Origin of the sequence: Pseudomonas sp. S5F11 (genome assembly GCF_019641515.1) — a bacterium.
In the GTDB taxonomy this organism is placed as follows: Bacteria; Pseudomonadota; Gammaproteobacteria; order Pseudomonadales; family Pseudomonadaceae; genus Aquipseudomonas; species Aquipseudomonas rhodesiae.
In genome coordinates this window covers 4,437,969-4,455,097 of sequence record NZ_JAIFJZ010000001.1, presented here as the reverse complement: position 1 = coordinate 4,455,097, position 17,129 = coordinate 4,437,969, and the positions used below count along the sequence as shown (strand labels likewise).

17 protein-coding genes are annotated in these 17,129 nt (G+C 63.3%); 7 read left to right on the top strand and 10 right to left on the bottom strand.

Going from position 1 to position 17,129, the window contains the following annotated elements; genetic code table 11:
• Positions 1–360: 360 nt before the first annotated feature.
• The 3 genes from K1567_RS20155 to K1567_RS20145 are packed head-to-tail and all read right to left on the bottom strand — an operon-like array spanning position 361 to position 2,434.
• Positions 361–960 (bottom strand): HAD family hydrolase, encoded by a 600-nt coding sequence (locus K1567_RS20155; RefSeq protein WP_047882023.1) that lies wholly within the window; start codon positions 958–960, stop codon positions 361–363.
• Positions 957–1,826 carry an acyl-CoA thioesterase II gene (gene tesB / locus K1567_RS20150; RefSeq protein WP_034100868.1) on the bottom strand — a complete coding sequence of 290 codons (870 nt, stop codon included), beginning with the start codon at positions 1,824–1,826 and terminating at the stop codon, positions 957–959. The genes K1567_RS20155 and tesB overlap by 4 nt, the downstream gene beginning before the upstream one ends.
• Before the next feature lie 38 nt (positions 1,827–1,864).
• Positions 1,865–2,434, bottom strand: coding sequence for a GNAT family N-acetyltransferase (locus K1567_RS20145; protein WP_034100869.1), 570 nt, complete (start codon positions 2,432–2,434; stop codon positions 1,865–1,867).
• Between the two features lie 76 nt (positions 2,435–2,510).
• Here K1567_RS20145 and K1567_RS20140 point away from each other — a divergent pair, with 76 nt between their 5' ends.
• Positions 2,511–3,431 carry a histone deacetylase gene (locus tag K1567_RS20140; RefSeq protein WP_213548065.1) on the top strand — a complete coding sequence of 307 codons (921 nt, stop codon included), beginning with the start codon at positions 2,511–2,513 and terminating at the stop codon, positions 3,429–3,431.
• A 173-nt stretch (positions 3,432–3,604) separates the two neighbouring features.
• Positions 3,605–4,831, top strand: a complete 1,227-nt coding sequence (locus K1567_RS20135) for a TIGR03862 family flavoprotein (RefSeq protein ID WP_034100871.1) — start codon at positions 3,605–3,607, stop codon at positions 4,829–4,831.
• 122 nt (positions 4,832–4,953) lie between these two features.
• Here K1567_RS20135 and K1567_RS20130 read toward each other — a convergent pair whose 3' ends face one another.
• Positions 4,954–6,288, bottom strand: coding sequence for a DEAD/DEAH box helicase (locus K1567_RS20130; RefSeq protein WP_220698800.1), 1,335 nt, complete (start codon positions 6,286–6,288; stop codon positions 4,954–4,956).
• Positions 6,289–6,335: 47 nt separating this feature from the next.
• A complete protein-coding gene (gene yedA / locus K1567_RS20125; protein WP_034100873.1) occupies positions 6,336–7,232 on the bottom strand; it encodes a drug/metabolite exporter YedA in 897 nt (298 codons plus the stop codon).
• A gap of 159 nt (positions 7,233–7,391) precedes the next feature.
• On the opposite strand from yedA, the gene K1567_RS20120 reads away from it, so the two are divergent.
• Positions 7,392–7,853 carry an Lrp/AsnC family transcriptional regulator gene (locus K1567_RS20120; RefSeq protein ID WP_034100874.1) on the top strand — a complete coding sequence of 154 codons (462 nt, stop codon included), beginning with the start codon at positions 7,392–7,394 and terminating at the stop codon, positions 7,851–7,853.
• A 188-nt stretch (positions 7,854–8,041) separates the two neighbouring features.
• Here K1567_RS20120 and K1567_RS20115 read toward each other — a convergent pair whose 3' ends face one another.
• The 3 genes from K1567_RS20115 to K1567_RS20105 all read right to left on the bottom strand — a co-directional run bounded on the left by K1567_RS20115 (position 8,042) and on the right by K1567_RS20105 (position 10,019).
• Entirely contained in the window at positions 8,042–8,653 is a 612-nt protein-coding gene (locus tag K1567_RS20115) for a PolC-type DNA polymerase III (RefSeq protein WP_034100875.1), read from the bottom strand.
• A 25-nt stretch (positions 8,654–8,678) separates the two neighbouring features.
• On the bottom strand, positions 8,679–9,155 hold the full coding sequence (locus tag K1567_RS20110) for an NYN domain-containing protein (protein WP_034100876.1): 477 nt from the start codon (positions 9,153–9,155) through the stop codon (positions 8,679–8,681).
• Positions 9,156–9,284: 129 nt separating this feature from the next.
• Positions 9,285–10,019, bottom strand: coding sequence for a DUF2076 domain-containing protein (locus K1567_RS20105; RefSeq protein ID WP_220698799.1), 735 nt, complete (start codon positions 10,017–10,019; stop codon positions 9,285–9,287).
• 180 nt (positions 10,020–10,199) lie between these two features.
• On the opposite strand from K1567_RS20105, the gene K1567_RS20100 reads away from it, so the two are divergent.
• The gene (locus K1567_RS20100) at positions 10,200–10,859 is read left to right on the top strand and encodes a YciC family protein (protein WP_034100950.1); all 660 of its coding nucleotides are present in this window, start codon (positions 10,200–10,202) and stop codon (positions 10,857–10,859) included.
• 40 nt (positions 10,860–10,899) lie between these two features.
• Positions 10,900–11,988, top strand: a complete 1,089-nt coding sequence (locus tag K1567_RS20095) for an endonuclease/exonuclease/phosphatase family protein (protein WP_220698798.1) — start codon at positions 10,900–10,902, stop codon at positions 11,986–11,988.
• Between the two features lie 102 nt (positions 11,989–12,090).
• Here K1567_RS20095 and hrpB read toward each other — a convergent pair whose 3' ends face one another.
• The gene (gene hrpB / locus K1567_RS20090; RefSeq protein WP_047882018.1) at positions 12,091–14,601 is read right to left on the bottom strand and encodes an ATP-dependent helicase HrpB; all 2,511 of its coding nucleotides are present in this window, start codon (positions 14,599–14,601) and stop codon (positions 12,091–12,093) included.
• Positions 14,602–14,711: 110 nt separating this feature from the next.
• Here hrpB and K1567_RS20085 point away from each other — a divergent pair, with 110 nt between their 5' ends.
• Together K1567_RS20085 and K1567_RS20080 are read left to right on the top strand one after the other, a co-directional pair.
• Entirely contained in the window at positions 14,712–15,131 is a 420-nt protein-coding gene (locus K1567_RS20085) for a hypothetical protein (protein ID WP_034100880.1), read from the top strand.
• Between the two features lie 9 nt (positions 15,132–15,140).
• Positions 15,141–16,034 (top strand): cation diffusion facilitator family transporter, encoded by an 894-nt coding sequence (locus K1567_RS20080; protein ID WP_034100881.1) that lies wholly within the window; start codon positions 15,141–15,143, stop codon positions 16,032–16,034.
• On the opposite strand, the gene K1567_RS20075 is transcribed toward K1567_RS20080, so the two are convergent.
• Positions 16,031–17,059 carry a DUF6515 family protein gene (locus K1567_RS20075; protein WP_169868443.1) on the bottom strand — a complete coding sequence of 343 codons (1,029 nt, stop codon included), beginning with the start codon at positions 17,057–17,059 and terminating at the stop codon, positions 16,031–16,033. The genes K1567_RS20080 and K1567_RS20075 overlap by 4 nt on opposite strands.
• Between the last annotated feature and the right edge of the window lie 70 nt (positions 17,060–17,129).

Sequence of the window (17,129 nt, the reverse complement as noted above, 5' to 3'; positions counted from 1 at the left end):
GGTAGGGAGCCATGCCCGTTAGCAGTGGGTCAGTCAGCCCAGCTGTTGCTGACTCACCGTTGTGGTGACCTGGCCTTGTTGTGGTGAGCGGGCTTGCCCCGCGCTGGGCTGCGAAGCAGCCCCATTCCAGGCGATGCGGTTTCAACTGACACTCCGAGGTGCCTGAGTTTGGGGCCGCTTCGCAGCCCAGCGCGGGGCAAGCCCGCTCACCACAAGAGCCTCATCTACTGAGGTGATGGTTCACTGAAGGTGGGTAGGGAGCCATGCCCCGTTAGCAGTGGGTCAGTTAACCCAGCTGTTGTTGACTTACCGTCATCGGGGCAGGTCGAATCGGCACATCGCCCCTCCCACCTTTGATAGTCATTGCCTGGGCTGGATCATCCGGTGCAGTGCCGCGCAGTCTGCGGCATGCCAGTCCGTCAACTCGGGCCACGGGTTCTCCGGCAGGTTTACCAGCACGGTCCGCGTTCCCGCCGCACGGCCGCAATCGAGGTCGAAGCGGTAATCCCCAACCATCACCATCTCTTCCGGCGCTACCTGCCATGCCGCTGCCAGCTTCAGCAGGCCCCCCGGTTCCGGTTTGGGCGGTGCGTCTTCGCGGCCCAGCACATCGTCGGCGGCGAAGCAGTCGGCCAGGCCGATGGCCTGCAACGTAACGTGGGCCAGTTCCCGTGCGTTGCGGGTCAGGATGCCCAGGCGATAACCGCGCACAGCCAACTCGCGCACCAGTTCCACCGCACCGTCCGCTGCCACCGAGCCCAGCGCCAGTTCACGCTCATGCTCCAGTAACCAGGCATGTTTGGTCGCCGCCACCTCGGCCGGCAATGCCGCCAGGTGGGTGAGGATGTCGTCCTCGGGTGGAATCTCCAGGGCCACGCGGATGGCGGCGAAATCATGCACAGCCACCGTGAGGGTGCCGTCCATATCGAAGACCCAGTGCTTAACGTCCGTCAGGCTCATGCCCAATCCTTGCGATGGCGGATCAGCCCTTCCTGGGTTACCGACGCCACCAACTGCCCGGCGCGGTTGAACACGCTGCCACGGGAGAAGCCTCGGGAGTTGCCGGCCCACGGGCTATCCATGGCGTAGAGCAGCCAATCGTCGGCGCGCAGATCGGCGTGGAACCACAGCGCATGATCGAGGCTGGCGACCTGCATGTCTTTCTGCCACACGGTCTTGCCGTGGGGCAGCAACGAGGTGGTCAACAGGCCGAAGTCCGATGCGTAGGCCAGCAGGTACTTATGCAGCGCCGGCGCATCGGCCAGGGCGCCGTCGGCACGAAACCACACGTACTTGACCGGGTCGGACGGCTGCGGGTTGTAGGGATCTTTTTCAGTGACGGGGCGCACTTCGATCGGCTTGGCGCACAGCAGTTTGTCGCGCATGGGCTCGGGGATCAGGTGCGCACGCTGGCGTGTCAGCTCCAGCTCCGATGGCAGGTTTTCCGGGCCCACCACTACGGGCATGGTGCTCTGGTGCTCGAAGCCTGCTTCGTCGTACTGGAACGAGGCGCTGCATGTAAAAATCGGCTGCCCCTTCTGGATTGCCGTAACCCGGCGCGTACTGAAGCTGCCGCCGTCGCGCACGCGGTCCACCGAGTACACCACCGGCAACCCCGCATCGCCGGGGCGCAGGAAGTAACCGTGCAGGGAGTGCACATGCCGCGCTTCTTCGACGGTCTGGCTGGCCGCCGACAACGACTGGCCGAGCACCTGGCCACCGAACAACTGGCGAAAACCCAGGTCCTGGCTGCGGCCGCGAAAGAGGTTTTCCTCAATCGGCTCCAGAGTCAGCAGGTCCACCAGATCTTCCAATACTTGGCTCATTGAGCAACTCCTAAAAACGATAGGGCATTCCGGGCTGCTTATCCGTGCAGCGTGTCCAACCATTGGGCGCGGGTGATGCGGTACAAAACATGATGACGCAGCGGGTCGTCGGCCGCGACTTTGGGGTGCTCGAAATCGGCTTGCGGATCGTAATGCATACCGATGGCCTGCATGACTTTTTGTGAAGGCAGATTGGCCTCGGTGGTGAAGGCGACGATTTCATCCAACTGCAATCGATCGAAGCCACACCGCAGCGCAGTCCAGGCCGCTTCACTGGCGTAGCCCAGCCCCCAGTGCTCGCGCGCCAGACGCCAGCCAATCTCCACCGCCGGGGTGAAGCCGGTTTCAAAGCTGACGTTCTGCAACCCGGTGAGGCCAATAAACTCGCCAGTGTCCTTGCGCTGCAAGGCCCAGAAACCGAAGCCGTATTCGGCGAAATGCCCACGGATGCGCCCGATCAACGCGGCGCTCTCCAGATGGCTCAACCGGGCCGGAAAATAGCGCATCACCTGAGGGTCGTCGCACATACTCGCAAACGCCTTGAGGTCTTTGTCGCGCCACTGGCGCAGCACCAGCCGCGCGCTTTCCAATTCCAGTATCGGCTCCATGGGGCCCCCTCCCTTGCCATGTGCGTGAGTGTACAGCGCTGTTAAGATCCGTCGCAGGTTCCCGTCAGAAAATTCCATGCCATTGCCACTGATTTACCACGATGACTACAGCCCCGAGTTCCCGGCAGACCACCGGTTCCCGATGGATAAATTCCGCCTGCTGCGCGACCACCTGGTGGCCAGCGGCCTGACCGAAGACCACCAACTGCTGCGCCCGTCATTGTGCCCGCCGCAGATTCTGGCCCTGGCCCATGAACCTGGGTATATCGAACGCTACATGAGCGGCGAGTTGTCCCGCGAAGACCAACGGCGCCTCGGCCTGCCCTGGAGCGAAGCCCTGGCCCGGCGCACGGTGCGCGCGGTCGGCGGCTCGATTCTGACCGCCGAAAAAGCCCTGGAACACGGCCTGGCCTGCCACTTGGCGGGCGGCACCCACCATGCCCATTACGATTACCCGGCTGGCTTTTGCATTTTCAATGACCTGGCGGTGATCAGCCGTTACCTGCTGGAAAGCGGCCGGGTCAACCGCGTGCTGATATTCGACTGCGACGTGCACCAGGGCGACGGCACTGCACGCATCCTGCACGACACACCGGAAGCGATCACCGTGTCGCTGCACTGCGAAAAAAACTTCCCGGCACGCAAGGCCCATAGCGACTGGGACATCCCGTTGCCCATGGGCATGGGCGATGCCGACTACCTCAAGGTGGTCGATGACGCCCTCAACTACCTGCTGCCGCTGTATCAGCCCGACCTGGTGCTATACGACGCCGGCGTGGATGTGCATAAGGACGACGCCCTCGGTTACCTCAAGCTGACAGACCCGGGCCTGGCCGACCGTGATGAACGCGTAATGCGTCACTGCCTGGGCCGTGACATCCCGGTGATGGGCGTGATCGGCGGCGGCTACAGCAAAGACCGCGCCGCCCTGGCCCGCCGCCACGGCATCCTGCACCACAGTGCGCAGCGGGTATGGGCGTCATCAGGCTGTCATTGAACCGTGGGCCGTTACCCACAATGCCTGTGGAACGGCCTGTGGATAACTTGAGCGTAAGCGTCTACGAGCCAGTAGCTGTATAGCGTGTAGGAAGCTGTACATTTTTTGATCAGGCAAGGCTGCGTCGCTCGGGTAGAATGCTCGGCTTATTTCCGCGACCGTAGCCTCTGCCCATGTCCGACCTTTCTGCTCATCACGTCACCATTATCGGCGGCGGCCCTGCCGGCTTGATGGCCGCCGAAGTCCTGAGCCTGGCGGGCGTGCGGGTCGATCTGTACGACGGCATGCCATCGGTGGGGCGCAAGTTCCTGCTGGCCGGCGTGGGCGGCATGAACATCACCCATTCCGAAGCGTACCCGGCGTTTATCGCCCGCTACGCCGAGCGCGCGCCGCAGATGGCGCCGTTACTGCGAGGGTTTGGCGCCGACGACTTGTGCAACTGGATACACGGCCTGGGCATCCAGACGTTTGTCGGCACCTCCGGCCGCGTGTTTCCCACCGACATGAAAGCCGCCCCGCTGCTGCGCGCCTGGCTCAAGCGTCTGCGCGAACAAGGCGTGGTTATCCACACCCGGCATCGCTGGACCGGCTGGACTGCCGAGGGCGATTTACTTATCCACAGCCCGGACGGCGATAAAACCCTGCGCAGCGACGCGGTGTTGCTGGCCCTGGGCGGCGGCAGTTGGTCGCGCCTGGGCTCCGACGGCGCATGGCTCAAGCTGCTGGAAGATCGGGGCGTACCCTACGTGCCTCTGCAACCGAGCAACTGTGGCTTTGAAGTGTCGGCCTGGAGCGATTTGATGGTCAGCAAATTCGCCGGCGCGCCGTTGAAAAACGTCGCCATCGGCTTGGGGGACGACAAACCGCGGCTGGGCGAATGCGTAATCACCGCCACCGGCATCGAAGGCAGCCTGATCTACGCACTGTCGGCGCCGATTCGGGAAGCGATCAACCGCGACGGCGCGGCCACCGTGCATATCGATTTGCTGCCGAGCAAGGCGCTGGATAAGGTCCAGGCCGCCCTGGCCAAGCCGCGCGGTTCACGCTCGATAAGCAAGCATTTGCACAGTCAGCTGGGGCTGGATGGCGTGAAAGCCGCGCTGCTGCGCGAGTTGACGCCAGCCGAGCATTTCCAGGATCCCGCGCAATTGGCGGTGGATATCAAGGCGTTGCCACTGACGCTGGTGAAAACCCGGCCCATGGATGAAGCGATCAGCACAGCCGGCGGCGTGCCGTTCGAAGCACTGGACGAACGCTTGATGCTCAAGCAATTGCCGGGGGTGTTTTGTGCCGGTGAGATGCTGGATTGGGAGGCGCCGACGGGCGGGTATTTGCTGACGGGGTGCTTTGCCAGTGGTCGGGCGGCTGGGCGGGGCGTGCTGGAATGGCTTAATCGTTGAGATGTGTGGTGGGTTTGAAACCCCATCGGGGGCAAGCCCCTTCCCACAATTTGACTGTATTCACAAATCAAAAATGTGGGAGGGGGCTTGCCCCCGATAAGGCCATCAGCCACACCAAAAAATCACTTCTTCTTACGCGGCCCGGTATTGAATACCGGCACCTTACGCACCGGCTTGATCGAAGGCTCCGACGGTGCGACATCACCACTGTCCACCCACTTGCCCAAATTGCGCTTGCCGCCACCACCGGACGCCTTGGGCTTCTTCGGTTTTTTCGGCTTCTTCACCACCTGACCGCTGGCGTCGGTTTCGGGCACGCGGTGCTCCGGCTCGAACTCCGGCTCGGTTTTGCGCGTGAGGGTCTGACGGGTCAGCATCTCGATGGCCGACAGCATGTTCACTTCATCGGCGCACACCAGGGAAATCGCCTCGCCGGTGTTGCCTGCGCGGCCGGTGCGGCCGATGCGGTGGATGTAGTCCTCGGCCACGATCGGCAAGTCGAAGTTGACCACCAGCGGCAGGTCTTCGATGTCCAGGCCACGGGCCGCCACATCGGTGGCCACCAGAATCTGCACATCGCTGGACTTGAAGCGGTCCAGCGCGCGTTGGCGCGTAGCCTGGGGTTTGTCGCCATGGATGCCATCGGCGTTCACGCCCAGGCCCTGCAACTTGTCCACCAGTGCGTCCACGCCGTTGCGGGTCTTGGCAAACACCAGCACCTGCTTCCAGCGGCCTTTGCGCATCAGGTGCACAAACAGCTCCGGCTTGCGCTTCTTGTCCACCGGCACCACCCACTGCTTGACGGTGTTGGCCGCCACGTTGCGCGGGCTGACTTCGATGCTCAGCGGGTCGTTAAGCATTTGCCCGGCCAGCAGGCGGATATCATCGGAGAAGGTCGCCGAGAACAGCAGGGTCTGGCGCTTCTTCGGCAGCATGCGGTAGATGTTCGCCAGTTCTTCGGAGAAGCCCAGGTCGAGCATGCGGTCGGCCTCATCCAGCACCAGGGTTTGCAACTGGTTGAGTTTCAGCGCGTTCTGGCGGAACAGGTCGATCAGGCGGCCCGGTGTGGCGACCAGGATGTCGACGCCCTTGCGCAGCTTCATCATTTGCGGGTTGATGCTCACGCCGCCGTACACCGCGTAGGTGGTCAGCGGCAGGTGTTGCGCATATTCGGCGACGCTGGCGTGAACCTGCTCGGCCAGCTCGCGGGTCGGGCACAGGATCAGCGCGCGTGCCGAGTTGGCGGCGACTTTCGGCCCTTCAATGGTCAGCAATTGCAGCAACGGCACGGCGAAGCCGGCGGTCTTGCCGGTGCCGGTCTGGGCGGCGGCCATCAGGTCGCGACCGGCCAGCACCGCCGGAATGGCTTGCGCCTGCACCGGCGTCGGGGTCTGGTAGCCGAGCGTCTCAAGGGCGCGCAGCAAGGGTTCGATCAGGCCAAGGGTGGCGAAAGTCATGTAGTTACCGTAGGAAAAATCAACGCAAGGTCGCAATGCGCGGCAGTTTACCTTATTTCCGGCTTGGGCTTGCGCCACTGGGGCAGGCTGATCAACAGCACCGCGCTGATAATCACCAGCATCGCCAAGGCTTCTTCCAGGCCGATGCTCTCACCGACGAACACAATCCCCAGCAACACCGCCACCGCCGGGTTGACGTAGGCGTAACTGGTCGCCGCCGCCGGGCGTACGTGCTTGAGCAGGTACATGTAGGCGTTGAACGCGATGATCGAGCCGAACACGGTCAGGTAGGCCAGGGCCAGCCAGCCTTCCAGCGGCGGCAGGGCTTGCAGGTGTTCGCCGGACAGCGCACTGCCGAGCAGCAGCGCTACACCGGCCACCAGCATTTCCGCGGCACTGGCCATGGCGCCCTGGGGCAATGGCAACTGCCGGCTCCACACCGAACCGAACGCCCACGAAGCCGCCGCAAACAGCAACAACGCGGCCCCTATCGGACTCGATTGCAGGGTGCTGCCCATGTTGAGCATGGCGATGCCGACGATCCCCAGGATCACCCCGGCCCATTCCAGCCGCGTATTGCGCGCGCCCCAGAAGTACCCGCACAGCAGGGTGAACAGCGGCACCGTCGCCACCGCCAGCGCCGCCACCCCGGACGACACGCCGGTGTGCTCGGCCACGCTGACGCCGCCATTGCCGAAGGTGAGCAGCAAAATGCCGATCATCCCGGCGGCTTTCCATTGCTTCCAAGTCGGCGCCGGCACCCCACGCCATCTGAGGTAGCCATACATCAACGCCCCCGCCGTGCAAAACCGAATCCCCGCTAGCAACAGCGGCGGCCAATATTCGACGCCGATGCGGATCACCAGGTAGGTGGAACCCCAGATCACATATAAGGCAAAGAAGGCAGCGATCAACGGTAAGGGAAAGCGACGTGGGCCAGGCATGGGGCGGCTCTATGACGGAAACGGGAGGCTTATTCTAGAAAGGCAGGAGGATAAAAATAAGTTACAAAACCTGTTTAAACGGCCCATACACTTTTCAAAACAGGGTTATGGGGGCTATAAGCTTTGTTTTCGAAAGCAACCGGTGATTGGAGCCTTTCTATGGACAAATACGACCGCATGCTCCTCAACGCCCTGCTTGAAGACGGCCGCGCGTCCTACGCACAACTGGCGCGCATCGTTAACCTCTCCGCCCCCGCCGTGGCCGAACGCGTGGCCAAGCTGGAGGCCAGCGGGGTAATCACCGGCTATCAGGCCAAGGTGGACCTGTCCAAAGTGGGCTTACCGATTCAATGCGTGATTGAACTGCGCCTGACCCACCACGGTAATCAAAAGGTCTACGACGCCCTCGCCGAAATCCCCGAACTGACCGAGTGCCACCGCGTCACCGGCGACCCCTGCGTGATCATGCAGGCGGCGGTGGGGTCGATGCAGGAGCTGGAAAACTTGATCAACCGGATTGCAAAGTTTGGGTTCAGCAAGACCTCGATCATCCTATCGAGCGCGATAGAACGGCGAGTGCCGTTGGGGCAGTTGGAGGGCAACGGGAAAACGCTTGGCTGATAGATCGCCATCGGGGGCAAGCCCCCTCCCACAGTTTTGACCGCGTTGACTGCGCAATCCGAAGGTAAACACAGATCCAATGTGGGAGGGGGCTTGCCCCCGATAGCGGTAGACCGGTCAGCTAATCCGTGACTGACACACCACAATCGGGGCAAGCCCTCTCCCACATTTCCAGCAGCGTTGTTCTGTCAGAACCCGCGATGTTTCTTCAGATGCTCATTGATCTTCGCCGCCGGCACTTTCTGCAAGGTGCATAGCAGGTCGTGGGACAGTTCGCGCAAGCCGTGAGTCCCGCGCAACTCCTTGGCCAAATGCGCCGTCAGGTTGGCGGCCATTTCCGCGTCCGCCAATGCCCGGTGAGCCTTGCCGGTATGAGGCAGTTGAGCGAAAGCATTCAAGGTGCCGAGCTTATGGTTGGGGGCCGAGGGCATCAGGCGGCGGGCCAGTAGCAGGGAGCAGGCGAATTTCTGCAGGCGGGTGCGGCGGATCAGGCCCAGTTCGAAGTCCCAGAACTTCTGGTCGAACGCGGCGTTGTGCGCCAGCAGCGGCGTGGTGCCGACGAACTCGTTGACTTCGTTCATCACCCGCTCGGCCGGTGGCGCGCTGCGCAACATGGCGTTGCTGATGCCGGTCAGTTGTTCGATAAAGCCCGGCACGCGCACGCCAGCATTCATCAGGCTCTGGTAGCGGTCGACGATCTGCCCACGCTCAAGGATGACCACGGCGATTTCCGTGGCCCGGCAATGGCTGCTCGGGGTGATGCCGGTGGTTTCAAAGTCGATGACCGCTATACGTTCCAAACCTGTTCCTACTCCGTCAAAACAACTATTTGAGCAGCAACGCGCCTTCGATCGGCACGTAGCGGCTGGCGGCGCGTATCAATGAATTGGCCGTGAGCCCCGGTACGCCATAAGCCACGGCTTCAACGCCATGTTTGTGGATGATGCGTTCGAGCAGCATGTCGAAATCGCCGTCGCCGGAGGCCAGCACCACTTCGTCGACGTGGTCGGCGGCGTCCATGATGTCGAGGGTGATGCCCACGTCCCAGTCGCCCTTGGCCGAGCCGTCGCTGCGCTGGATATACGGCTTGAGCTTTACCGTGAACCCCAGGTTGCGCAGGATCTGCTGGAACTGCTGCTGCTTGCTGTCGCCCCGGTCGATGGCATAGGCGTACGCCTCGACGATCTGCCCGCGCGAGCTGATATCAGCCCACAGGGCGGCGTAATTGAAGTGGCAGCCATAAGCCTGGCGCACGGTGTAATAGAGGTTTTGTACATCGGCGAACACTGCAATTTTCTTCACCGCACTTCCCCATGACAGCCATTTGGACCCGGCATACGGGGGTCCGCAAAGGCGCCAGTATGCCAGCCAGCGGGAAGTTTCCGGGAAAAAATCAGACCGGGGCGCTATGCCGCCCCGGTCTGGCTATGTTCAGACGAAGGAATCGTCGTCGCCGAAGGAGGATGAATCGTCGGAATAATCGCTGTCGGCAAAGCTGTCGGCATTGTTGCTGCCCCAGCTGTCATCGCCGGCGTATTTCTGGTCATCGTTGCCCCAACCGCCTTGATCGCTGGCCGGCGCCGGTTGTTCGATGATTTCCTCCACCACCTGCGGTTGCGAGTTGTGGTGGAACAGGCTGCTGATGCCCTCGGCCAGTAACACACCACCGGCCACGCCGGCGGCGGTTTTCATGGCGCCGCCAAGGAAGCCGCTGCCCATGGGCGCGGCAGGCGCTTGGGGTGGTTGCTGATAGTTCTGTTGTGGCGCGGGCTGGCTAAAGGAAGGCCGCGCCGGTTCGCGCCAACCGCCGCCCGTGGAGGCCGGAGCGCTCTGGGTCGGTTGTGCGTCGCGGGAGCCGCCGCCAAAGATGCTCGACAGGAACCCGCCACCGCTGGAGGCCGTAGGTTGCGCGGATTTGGCACGCTGCAACTCTTCCTGCAACTGCAGGATCTGCTGCGCCTGTTGCTTGTTCTGCGCGTCGAGGCTCTGGAGTGCGTGTTCCTGCACCAGAATCGACTGGGTCATGTAGTACCCGGCGGCCGGTTGGCGAGTCATGTGCTCCTTGATCCGCGCTTCGGCCTGGGCGTCGCGGGGGGCTGAATCCGTTTCGGCTTGCTGCAACCGTGAAAACAGTCCATCGATCAGGGTTTGCTCTTCGCTGTTCATGGCGACCTCGTTAGATTGCCGGTAGAAATCATGGTCCTGACCTTGATCAGGCCAGGTGCGTGCTAGTTATGGGGCTGTTACCAATTGTTTCAATGGTCTTTACTCAAGGTTTACGTTTGCGCCCCTGCGATGCTGATCGGTTAAAGTGTCGCCCTTGTTTACAGGCCTGCGATGAACCTGATGAATCCGTTAGACGTACTGCGCGACTCCTTCCGTTTTACCCAGCGCAATCTGGGCGCCATCGTTCAGTTGTGCCTGCCCTTGGTGATTCTTGAAGCGGTGCTGCAACAGGTGCTCGACCATACGCTGGGGGCGGATGCCTTCCCCGGTTACAGCGTGGTGGTGGGGCTGCTGGTGTACCCGTTGTACACCGGCGCCCTGATCCTGTTCCTCGATGCCCGCACCCGTGGCGAGGCGCCGCGTACCCGCGATGTGTGGGCGATGGCGCTGACCCTGTGGCCGCGTTTCGCGCTGCTGACGGCGATGAGTACGCTGCTGATTCTGCTGGGGCTGTCACTGTATTTTCTGCCGGGGCTGTGGCTGATGGTGGTGCTGGCGTTCGCCGAATACCTGTTGGTGCTGCGCGACATGCCGGCACTGGAGGCGATGAAGGAAAGTTTTCGTCTGACGCGCGGCCACTTCTGGCGCATCCTGGTGTGCCTGCTGTGTGTGATGACGCCGCTGTGGCTGCTCAAGGGCGTAAGCGTCGCGGCGTATCCCGAACCCGCGCCATTGCTGGGGGTATTGATCGACAGCGCCCACAGCTTCCTGCAATTGTTCACCAGTGTGGTGCTGTTCCGTTTATTCATGCTGATCGGTGGCGACGCCGACGCACGGTGATATGCTCCCCGCCACTCCTGACACGCCATAAGCCGAGCCGATGACCCGTTTATTGCGCATCACCTTGCTGGGCCTGTTGTTGATCGCGGGCCTGTTGACCGCGTTGATCTACAGCCTGACCTGGCGCCCCGAGCCCAAGCAGACCCTGCCCGTCAGCTGCGTGGCGCCACGTGCGCCGACCCTGTTGCCCGGGCAGGCGCTCAAAGTGATGACGTGGAACGTGCAATACCTGGCCGGCAAGAACTACGTGTTCTGGTATGACACCCCCGACGGCAGCGGCCCGGATGAGCGCCCCACCGTAGAAGACATGGCCGCCAGCCTCGACGAAGTGGCGCGGGTGATCCGCGACGAACAACCCGACATCCTGCTGTTGCAGGAACTCGACGAAAACGCCAAGCCCTCCCATTACCAGGATCAACTCGCGTTGCTGCAAGAGCGCTTGGTGGACCTCTACCCGTGCAGCGCCCAGACGTTCGACTGGAAGGCCGATTTCGTGCCCGACCGGCATATCTTCGGCAGCGTCGGCCGCAAGCTCGCCACCCTCAGCCGCTACCAGATCGAACACGCCGAGCGCCTGCAACTGCCGGCGCCCGATGCCGGCTTGATCAGCCGCCAGTTCCAGCCCAAGCCGGCTCTGCTGCTGACGTATTTACCCCTAAGCGACGGCGGCCAACTGGCGGTACTGAACACGCGCCTTAGCGCCGACATGCCGGGACGCAGCGTCGCACAGGAACAGGTGCAGGCCACGGTCAAGCTGCTGGATAAATTCGAGGGGCGTGGCACGCCGTGGTTGATCGGCGGCGATTTCAACCTGCTGCCGCTGGGGCAATTCCTGCGCCTGGACGCCAGCAAACGCGGGCAATATTCGCCGGACAGCGAACTGCATCTGCTGTGGGATAAATACCCGATGATCCCCAGCAACAGCCAGTCCAGCGGCATCGACCGCGAGAAGTGGCTGACCTACTTCCCCAATGACCCAAGCATCGATGGCCCGGATCGCACCGTCGATTACCTGTTCTACAGCTCGCGTATCAAGCGGGTGGAGGCCAAGGTGCGGCAGGAGGATACGTTGCGCATTTCCAACCATTTGCCGGTGATTGCCCGCTTCCTGCTGCCCGCCGCGCAATAACTGTGGGAGGGGGCTTGCCCCCGATGGCGGTATGTCAGTCAGCTCTCTAACTGGTCCACCGCTACCGGGGGCAAGCCCCCTCCAACATTTGGAGGCTTAGGGTTACGACTTTCGGGGTTTGATCCGCGCGGTCGGCTCGGCTATCAGCGGATCATCCGGCCAGTAATGCTTGGGATAACGCCCCTTCAGATCCTTCTTCACCTCGGCATAGGTACTGCGCCAGAAGTTCGCCAGGTCCTGAGTCACTTGCACCGGGCGTCTTGCCGGGGACAACAGGTGCAGCTTCACCACTTGGCGCCCGCCGGCGATGCGCGGGGTGTCGGCCAGGCCGAATAATTCCTGCAAACGCACCGCCAGAATCGGCGGCTGCTCGCTGTAGTCCAAGCGCACCGATGAGCCCGAGGGGACTTTGATGTGCTGCGGCGCCAGTTCATCGAGGCGCTGGGGCAGCGGCCAGGGCAGCAGGTTGTGCAGGTAGCTGGAGATATCCAGGTTAGCGAAGTGGCTCAGGCGCGAGACTTTACCCAGGTAGGGCATCAGCCAGTGCTCCAGGCCGGCCAGCAACGCGCTGTCACTGAGGTCGGGCCATTCGCTGGTTTTGCCGGCGTCCAACTGGCGCAGCAGCATCACGCGGGATTGCCATTGGCGCAGTTCCGGGGTCCAGGGTAATAGCTCCAGACCTTTGCGCCGCACCAGGTTGACCAAAGCCTGGCTGCGTGCAGCTTCGTCGAGGCCGGCCAGCGGTTCGCGGCTGAGTACCAACTCACCGACTTTGCGCTGACGCTCGGCGCGCAGTACGCCTTCGCGTTCGTCCCAATCCAGTTGATCGACGTTGCGGACTTGTTCGGCGAGCACCGTGTCGAACAACGTCGGATCGAAATCCGCCGCCAGGTAGATGCGTTCTTCGCGCTGGCCCTGGCGGCTACCCAGGTCGGCGATTACCAACCACGGCTGTTTCATCAGGCTATCAGCCTCCGCGAATAGCGCCGCGCGACCGTTGGCCAAGCGGTATTCGGCTCCGCCTGGGCGGCGTTGCTGGGCCACGCGATCCGGGTAAGCCAGCGCCAGCAAGGCGCCGAGCCAGCGCGGGTGATCGGGATCGGCCACCGCTTGGGTCGGCTTGCCGCGCAGATACCCGCGGTATTGCCGCGCCAGTTGCTTGGCCCGCTGCACGCCACCTTGGCTGCCGCGCGCGCGCTCCTCGCCGGACAACAACGCCAGACGGCTATGCAGGTCCGCACCGCCACCGCGCACGATATCGCGCTCGCCCAACAGCGCAGCGACGTCACACGCGGTCGCCGCCAGCCCCAGGTCCTGCCCGCGCAGCAGCAAATGGGCGATGCGCGGATGGGCCGGCAATTCGGCCATTTTCTGGCCGTGGGCGGTAAGCGTGTCGTCATTCAATGCCCCCAGACGCACCAGCAAGTCCTGGGCCTGGGCATAGGCCGCGCTCGGCGGCGCATCCAACCACACCAGTTGGTTCGGCGTCACGCCCCAGCGCGCCAACTGCAGGGCCAGACCGGCGAGGTCGGCGGCGAGAATTTCTGCGCTGCCATACGCGGCCAGGCCTTCATGCTGGTCTTCGGACCACAACCGATAACACACCCCCGGCTCCAGACGCCCGGCCCGGCCGGCGCGCTGGGTCGCACTGGCGCGGGAGATGCGTTGGGTGTCGAGGCGGGTCATGCCGCTGCCGGGGTCGAAACGCGGCACTCGTGCCAACCCGGCGTCAATCACTACACGCACGCCATTGATGGTCAGGCTGGTCTCGGCGATGTTGGTGGCCAGGACCACCTTGCGTTTGCCGGGCGGCGCAGGGTCGATAGCGGCGCGCTGGGCGTTGAGGTCCAGCTCGCCGTGCAGCGGGCACAGCAACACGTCGGGGCGATCACCCAGGGCGTCGGCGAGTTGCTGGTTGACCCGACGAATCTCCGCCTGGCCCGGCAAGAACACCAACACGCTGCCGGTTTCGTCATGCAGGGCTTCAAGGATGGTTTGCACCACGCGCGGTTCGATAAATTCACCGGGCTGGTACGGCCGCCCCCAGCGCATCTGCACCGGGAACATGCGCCCTTCGCTGCGCAGGATCGGTGCGTCGCCCAGCAAACCGGCCAGGCGCTCGCCTTCGAGGGTGGCGGACATCAACAGGATTTTCAGCGGCTGCTCATCGCGAAACAGCTCACGACCGTTCAGGCTCAGGGCCAGGGCCAGGTCGGCGTCGAGACTGCGCTCGTGAAATTCATCGAAGATCAGCAGGCCCACGCCCTCCAGCGCCGGGTCGTCCTGCAAGCGCCGCGTGAGAATACCTTCGGTGACCACTTCGATACGCGTGTTGGGGCCGACCTTGCTGTCGAGGCGGATGCGATAGCCGACGGTGTCGCCAACCTTTTCCCCCAGTTCGCTGGCCAGGCGTTCGGCGGCGGCGCGGGCGGCCAGGCGCCGCGGTTCGAGCATCAGGATGGTCTGCCCGGCCAGCCACGTTTCATTCAATAAGGCCAAGGGCACGCGGGTGGTTTTACCGGCGCCGGGCGGTGCTTCGAGCACGGCTTCATGGCGATTGGCCAAAGCGTCACGCAGGGCGGGTAAAACATCATCGATGGGCAACGAATTCATACTGGCTCCAAAGCAGAGCGGCGAGTATAACGGCGAACTGCCGGATGCCGACGCTGGTCTCAAGGCCGGTGTTATATAGTCGCGTATCAACCCTGTTGAGGAGCTTGTCCATGCGTATCGCTTCCCGTGTCATCGGCGGTGTTTTAGCCGTCACCCTGCTCAGCCAATTGACCGCCTGCGGTTCGATCTTCTACCCCGACCGCCGTGGTCAGATCGACGGCAAGATCGACCCGGCCATTGCCGCGCTCGATGCCGTGGGCCTGCTGTTTTATGTGATCCCCGGCCTGATCGCCTTCGGCGTCGACTTCGCCACGGGCGCGATCTATTTCGAACCGGGCAAGACTGCCCAGGTCGCCCCGGAAAAACTCCACGAAGCCATCGGCGCCGACGGCCAGGTCGACAACGCCAAACTGCAAAGCATCATCCAGAAAGAAACCGGCCACAGCCTGCCGCTGGACGACCCGCGCCTGATCCAGTTCAAGGGCAGCGTGCAGCAACTTGCCGCCCTCGGCCTGCAACCCGCCGCGTAAGGACTGCCCATGATCAGCAGTCCCGAACACGCCCGCCTGTTGCGCCTGGCGACCCGTGCGTCAGTGGCGGTCGCCTGCGTATTGATTGTTACCAAGGCTATCGCCTGGTGGTTCAGCGGCTCGGTGAGCATGCTCGCGGGCTTGACCGACTCGTTGCTGGACGGCGTGACGTCGCTGCTGAACCTACTCGCAGTGCATTACGCGCTGCGGCCGGCCGACGACGATCACCGCTATGGGCATGGCAAGGCGGAATCGCTGTCGGGCATGGCCCAGGCGCTGTTTATCAGTGGCAGTGCGGTGCTGATTGCATTGCAGGCTTATGAACGCTTGCAGCATCCGGAACCGGTAGGGGCGCCGTGGCTGAGCATCGGTGTGATCGTGTTCTCTCTGCTGCTGACCGTGGGGTTGCTGACGTTGCAACACCGGGTGGTCCGCGAAACCGGCTCCAACGCGGTGCGCGCCGACTCATTGCACTACCGCTCGGACTTGCTGCTCAACGGCAGCATCCTGCTGGCGTTGGTGCTGGCGGCCATGGGCTGGCATCAGGTGGATGCCTGGTTCGGCCTGGGGATTGCGGCGTACATTTTGTGGAGCGCGATCCATATCGCCCGGGAAAGCTTTGCGGTGCTGATGGACGAGGAATTGCCGCCGGAGGTCAGCCAGCACATGCTGGAACTGGCCCGTGGCGTGCCCGGCGTGCTGGGCGCCCATGACCTGCGCACGCGGGTATCGGGCAACCATTGGTTTGTGCAGTTGCACCTGGAACTGCCGGGGGATCTGAGCCTGTCAGTAGCTCACGGCATCAGCGACCAGGCCGCCGACGCCATTCACGCCGCCTACCCGCGCGCCGAAGTGTTGGTACACGCCGACCCGCAGGAAGTGGTCACAGGCGCCAAGGATTAGTACTGCACCTGATAGCCGCGACTGCTCAGGCAGTTGCCTTGGGCCTGGCGGTAGGTCTGCACCACCGCCGGGTCGGGGGCGTAGGTGACGGCCTGGGGGTCGAAGCCGCTTTGCTGCACCGCCCAGCGATAACAGTCATAACCGTCCTGTTGCACCTGGGCCGGTGATTGGCCATTGGCGGGATAGGCCACCACGTCATAACCATTGCCCTGGGGCGCAGGCTGCGGCGCGGGAACCGCTGCCGGCGGCTGCACCACCACGTATTGCTGGGTGCTTTCTTCGTAGGCGTAATAAGCGCCGGCGGCGAGGAACAGCAGCGAACCGCCGACCCACACTTCCCGCGCATAGTCCGGCAGGTAATGCACGCGGATGCCATACGGCGGCGCAACCACCACGTAGCGTGGGCCTTGGGGGCGATACCAGTAACCGCCGGAGAAGAAGTAGTCCTGGCCGCGATAGGGCACGCGGTAGTTGCGGTCGGGGAAGCGGTCCACCACATAACCCGGACGGTACTGCGGGCCGGGGCCCCAGCCATTACCGTGGCCATCGGGGCGGCCAGGCCAGCGATGGTCATCCGGATGCCCGTTGTAGCCGGGGCGCGAACCGGGTCCGCCGGCCTCCCAATGGCGGTTGTCGTCGCTGCGTCGAGGTATGTCACGGTAGTAACCCTGGCGCGGCTCCTGGGTCTGGCGCACGGTATCGGGGCGCCCCTGGATCGGCAGGTTATTCGACGGCTGCGGCGCCGGGCGCGCCTGCTCATTGCCTTGTGGCCGCGCCTGCCATTGACCGCCGCCATTCGGGCCGCCGCGGTCAAAATGCTCGTTCTGCGGGCGTGGTTGAGGGTTCTCGGGACGCGGTGGACTGTTCTCCGCCCGCCGCCCGCCCTCAGGGCCTCGCTCATGCTGCCCACCGCCCTGCGGCCCTTGGCCTTCGCGAGGTACGTTATCGCGCTCGTCGGCCAATACCTGCGTGCCGACACCGACCACCAGCAAACCAACACCTGCCAAACGCCAGATGCGCTTCATGCTTTTCCTCACTGCGATTCAGGGCTTGAACATGAGACTGGGAAAGCCTCGCCCGGTTCTGAGACAGGTT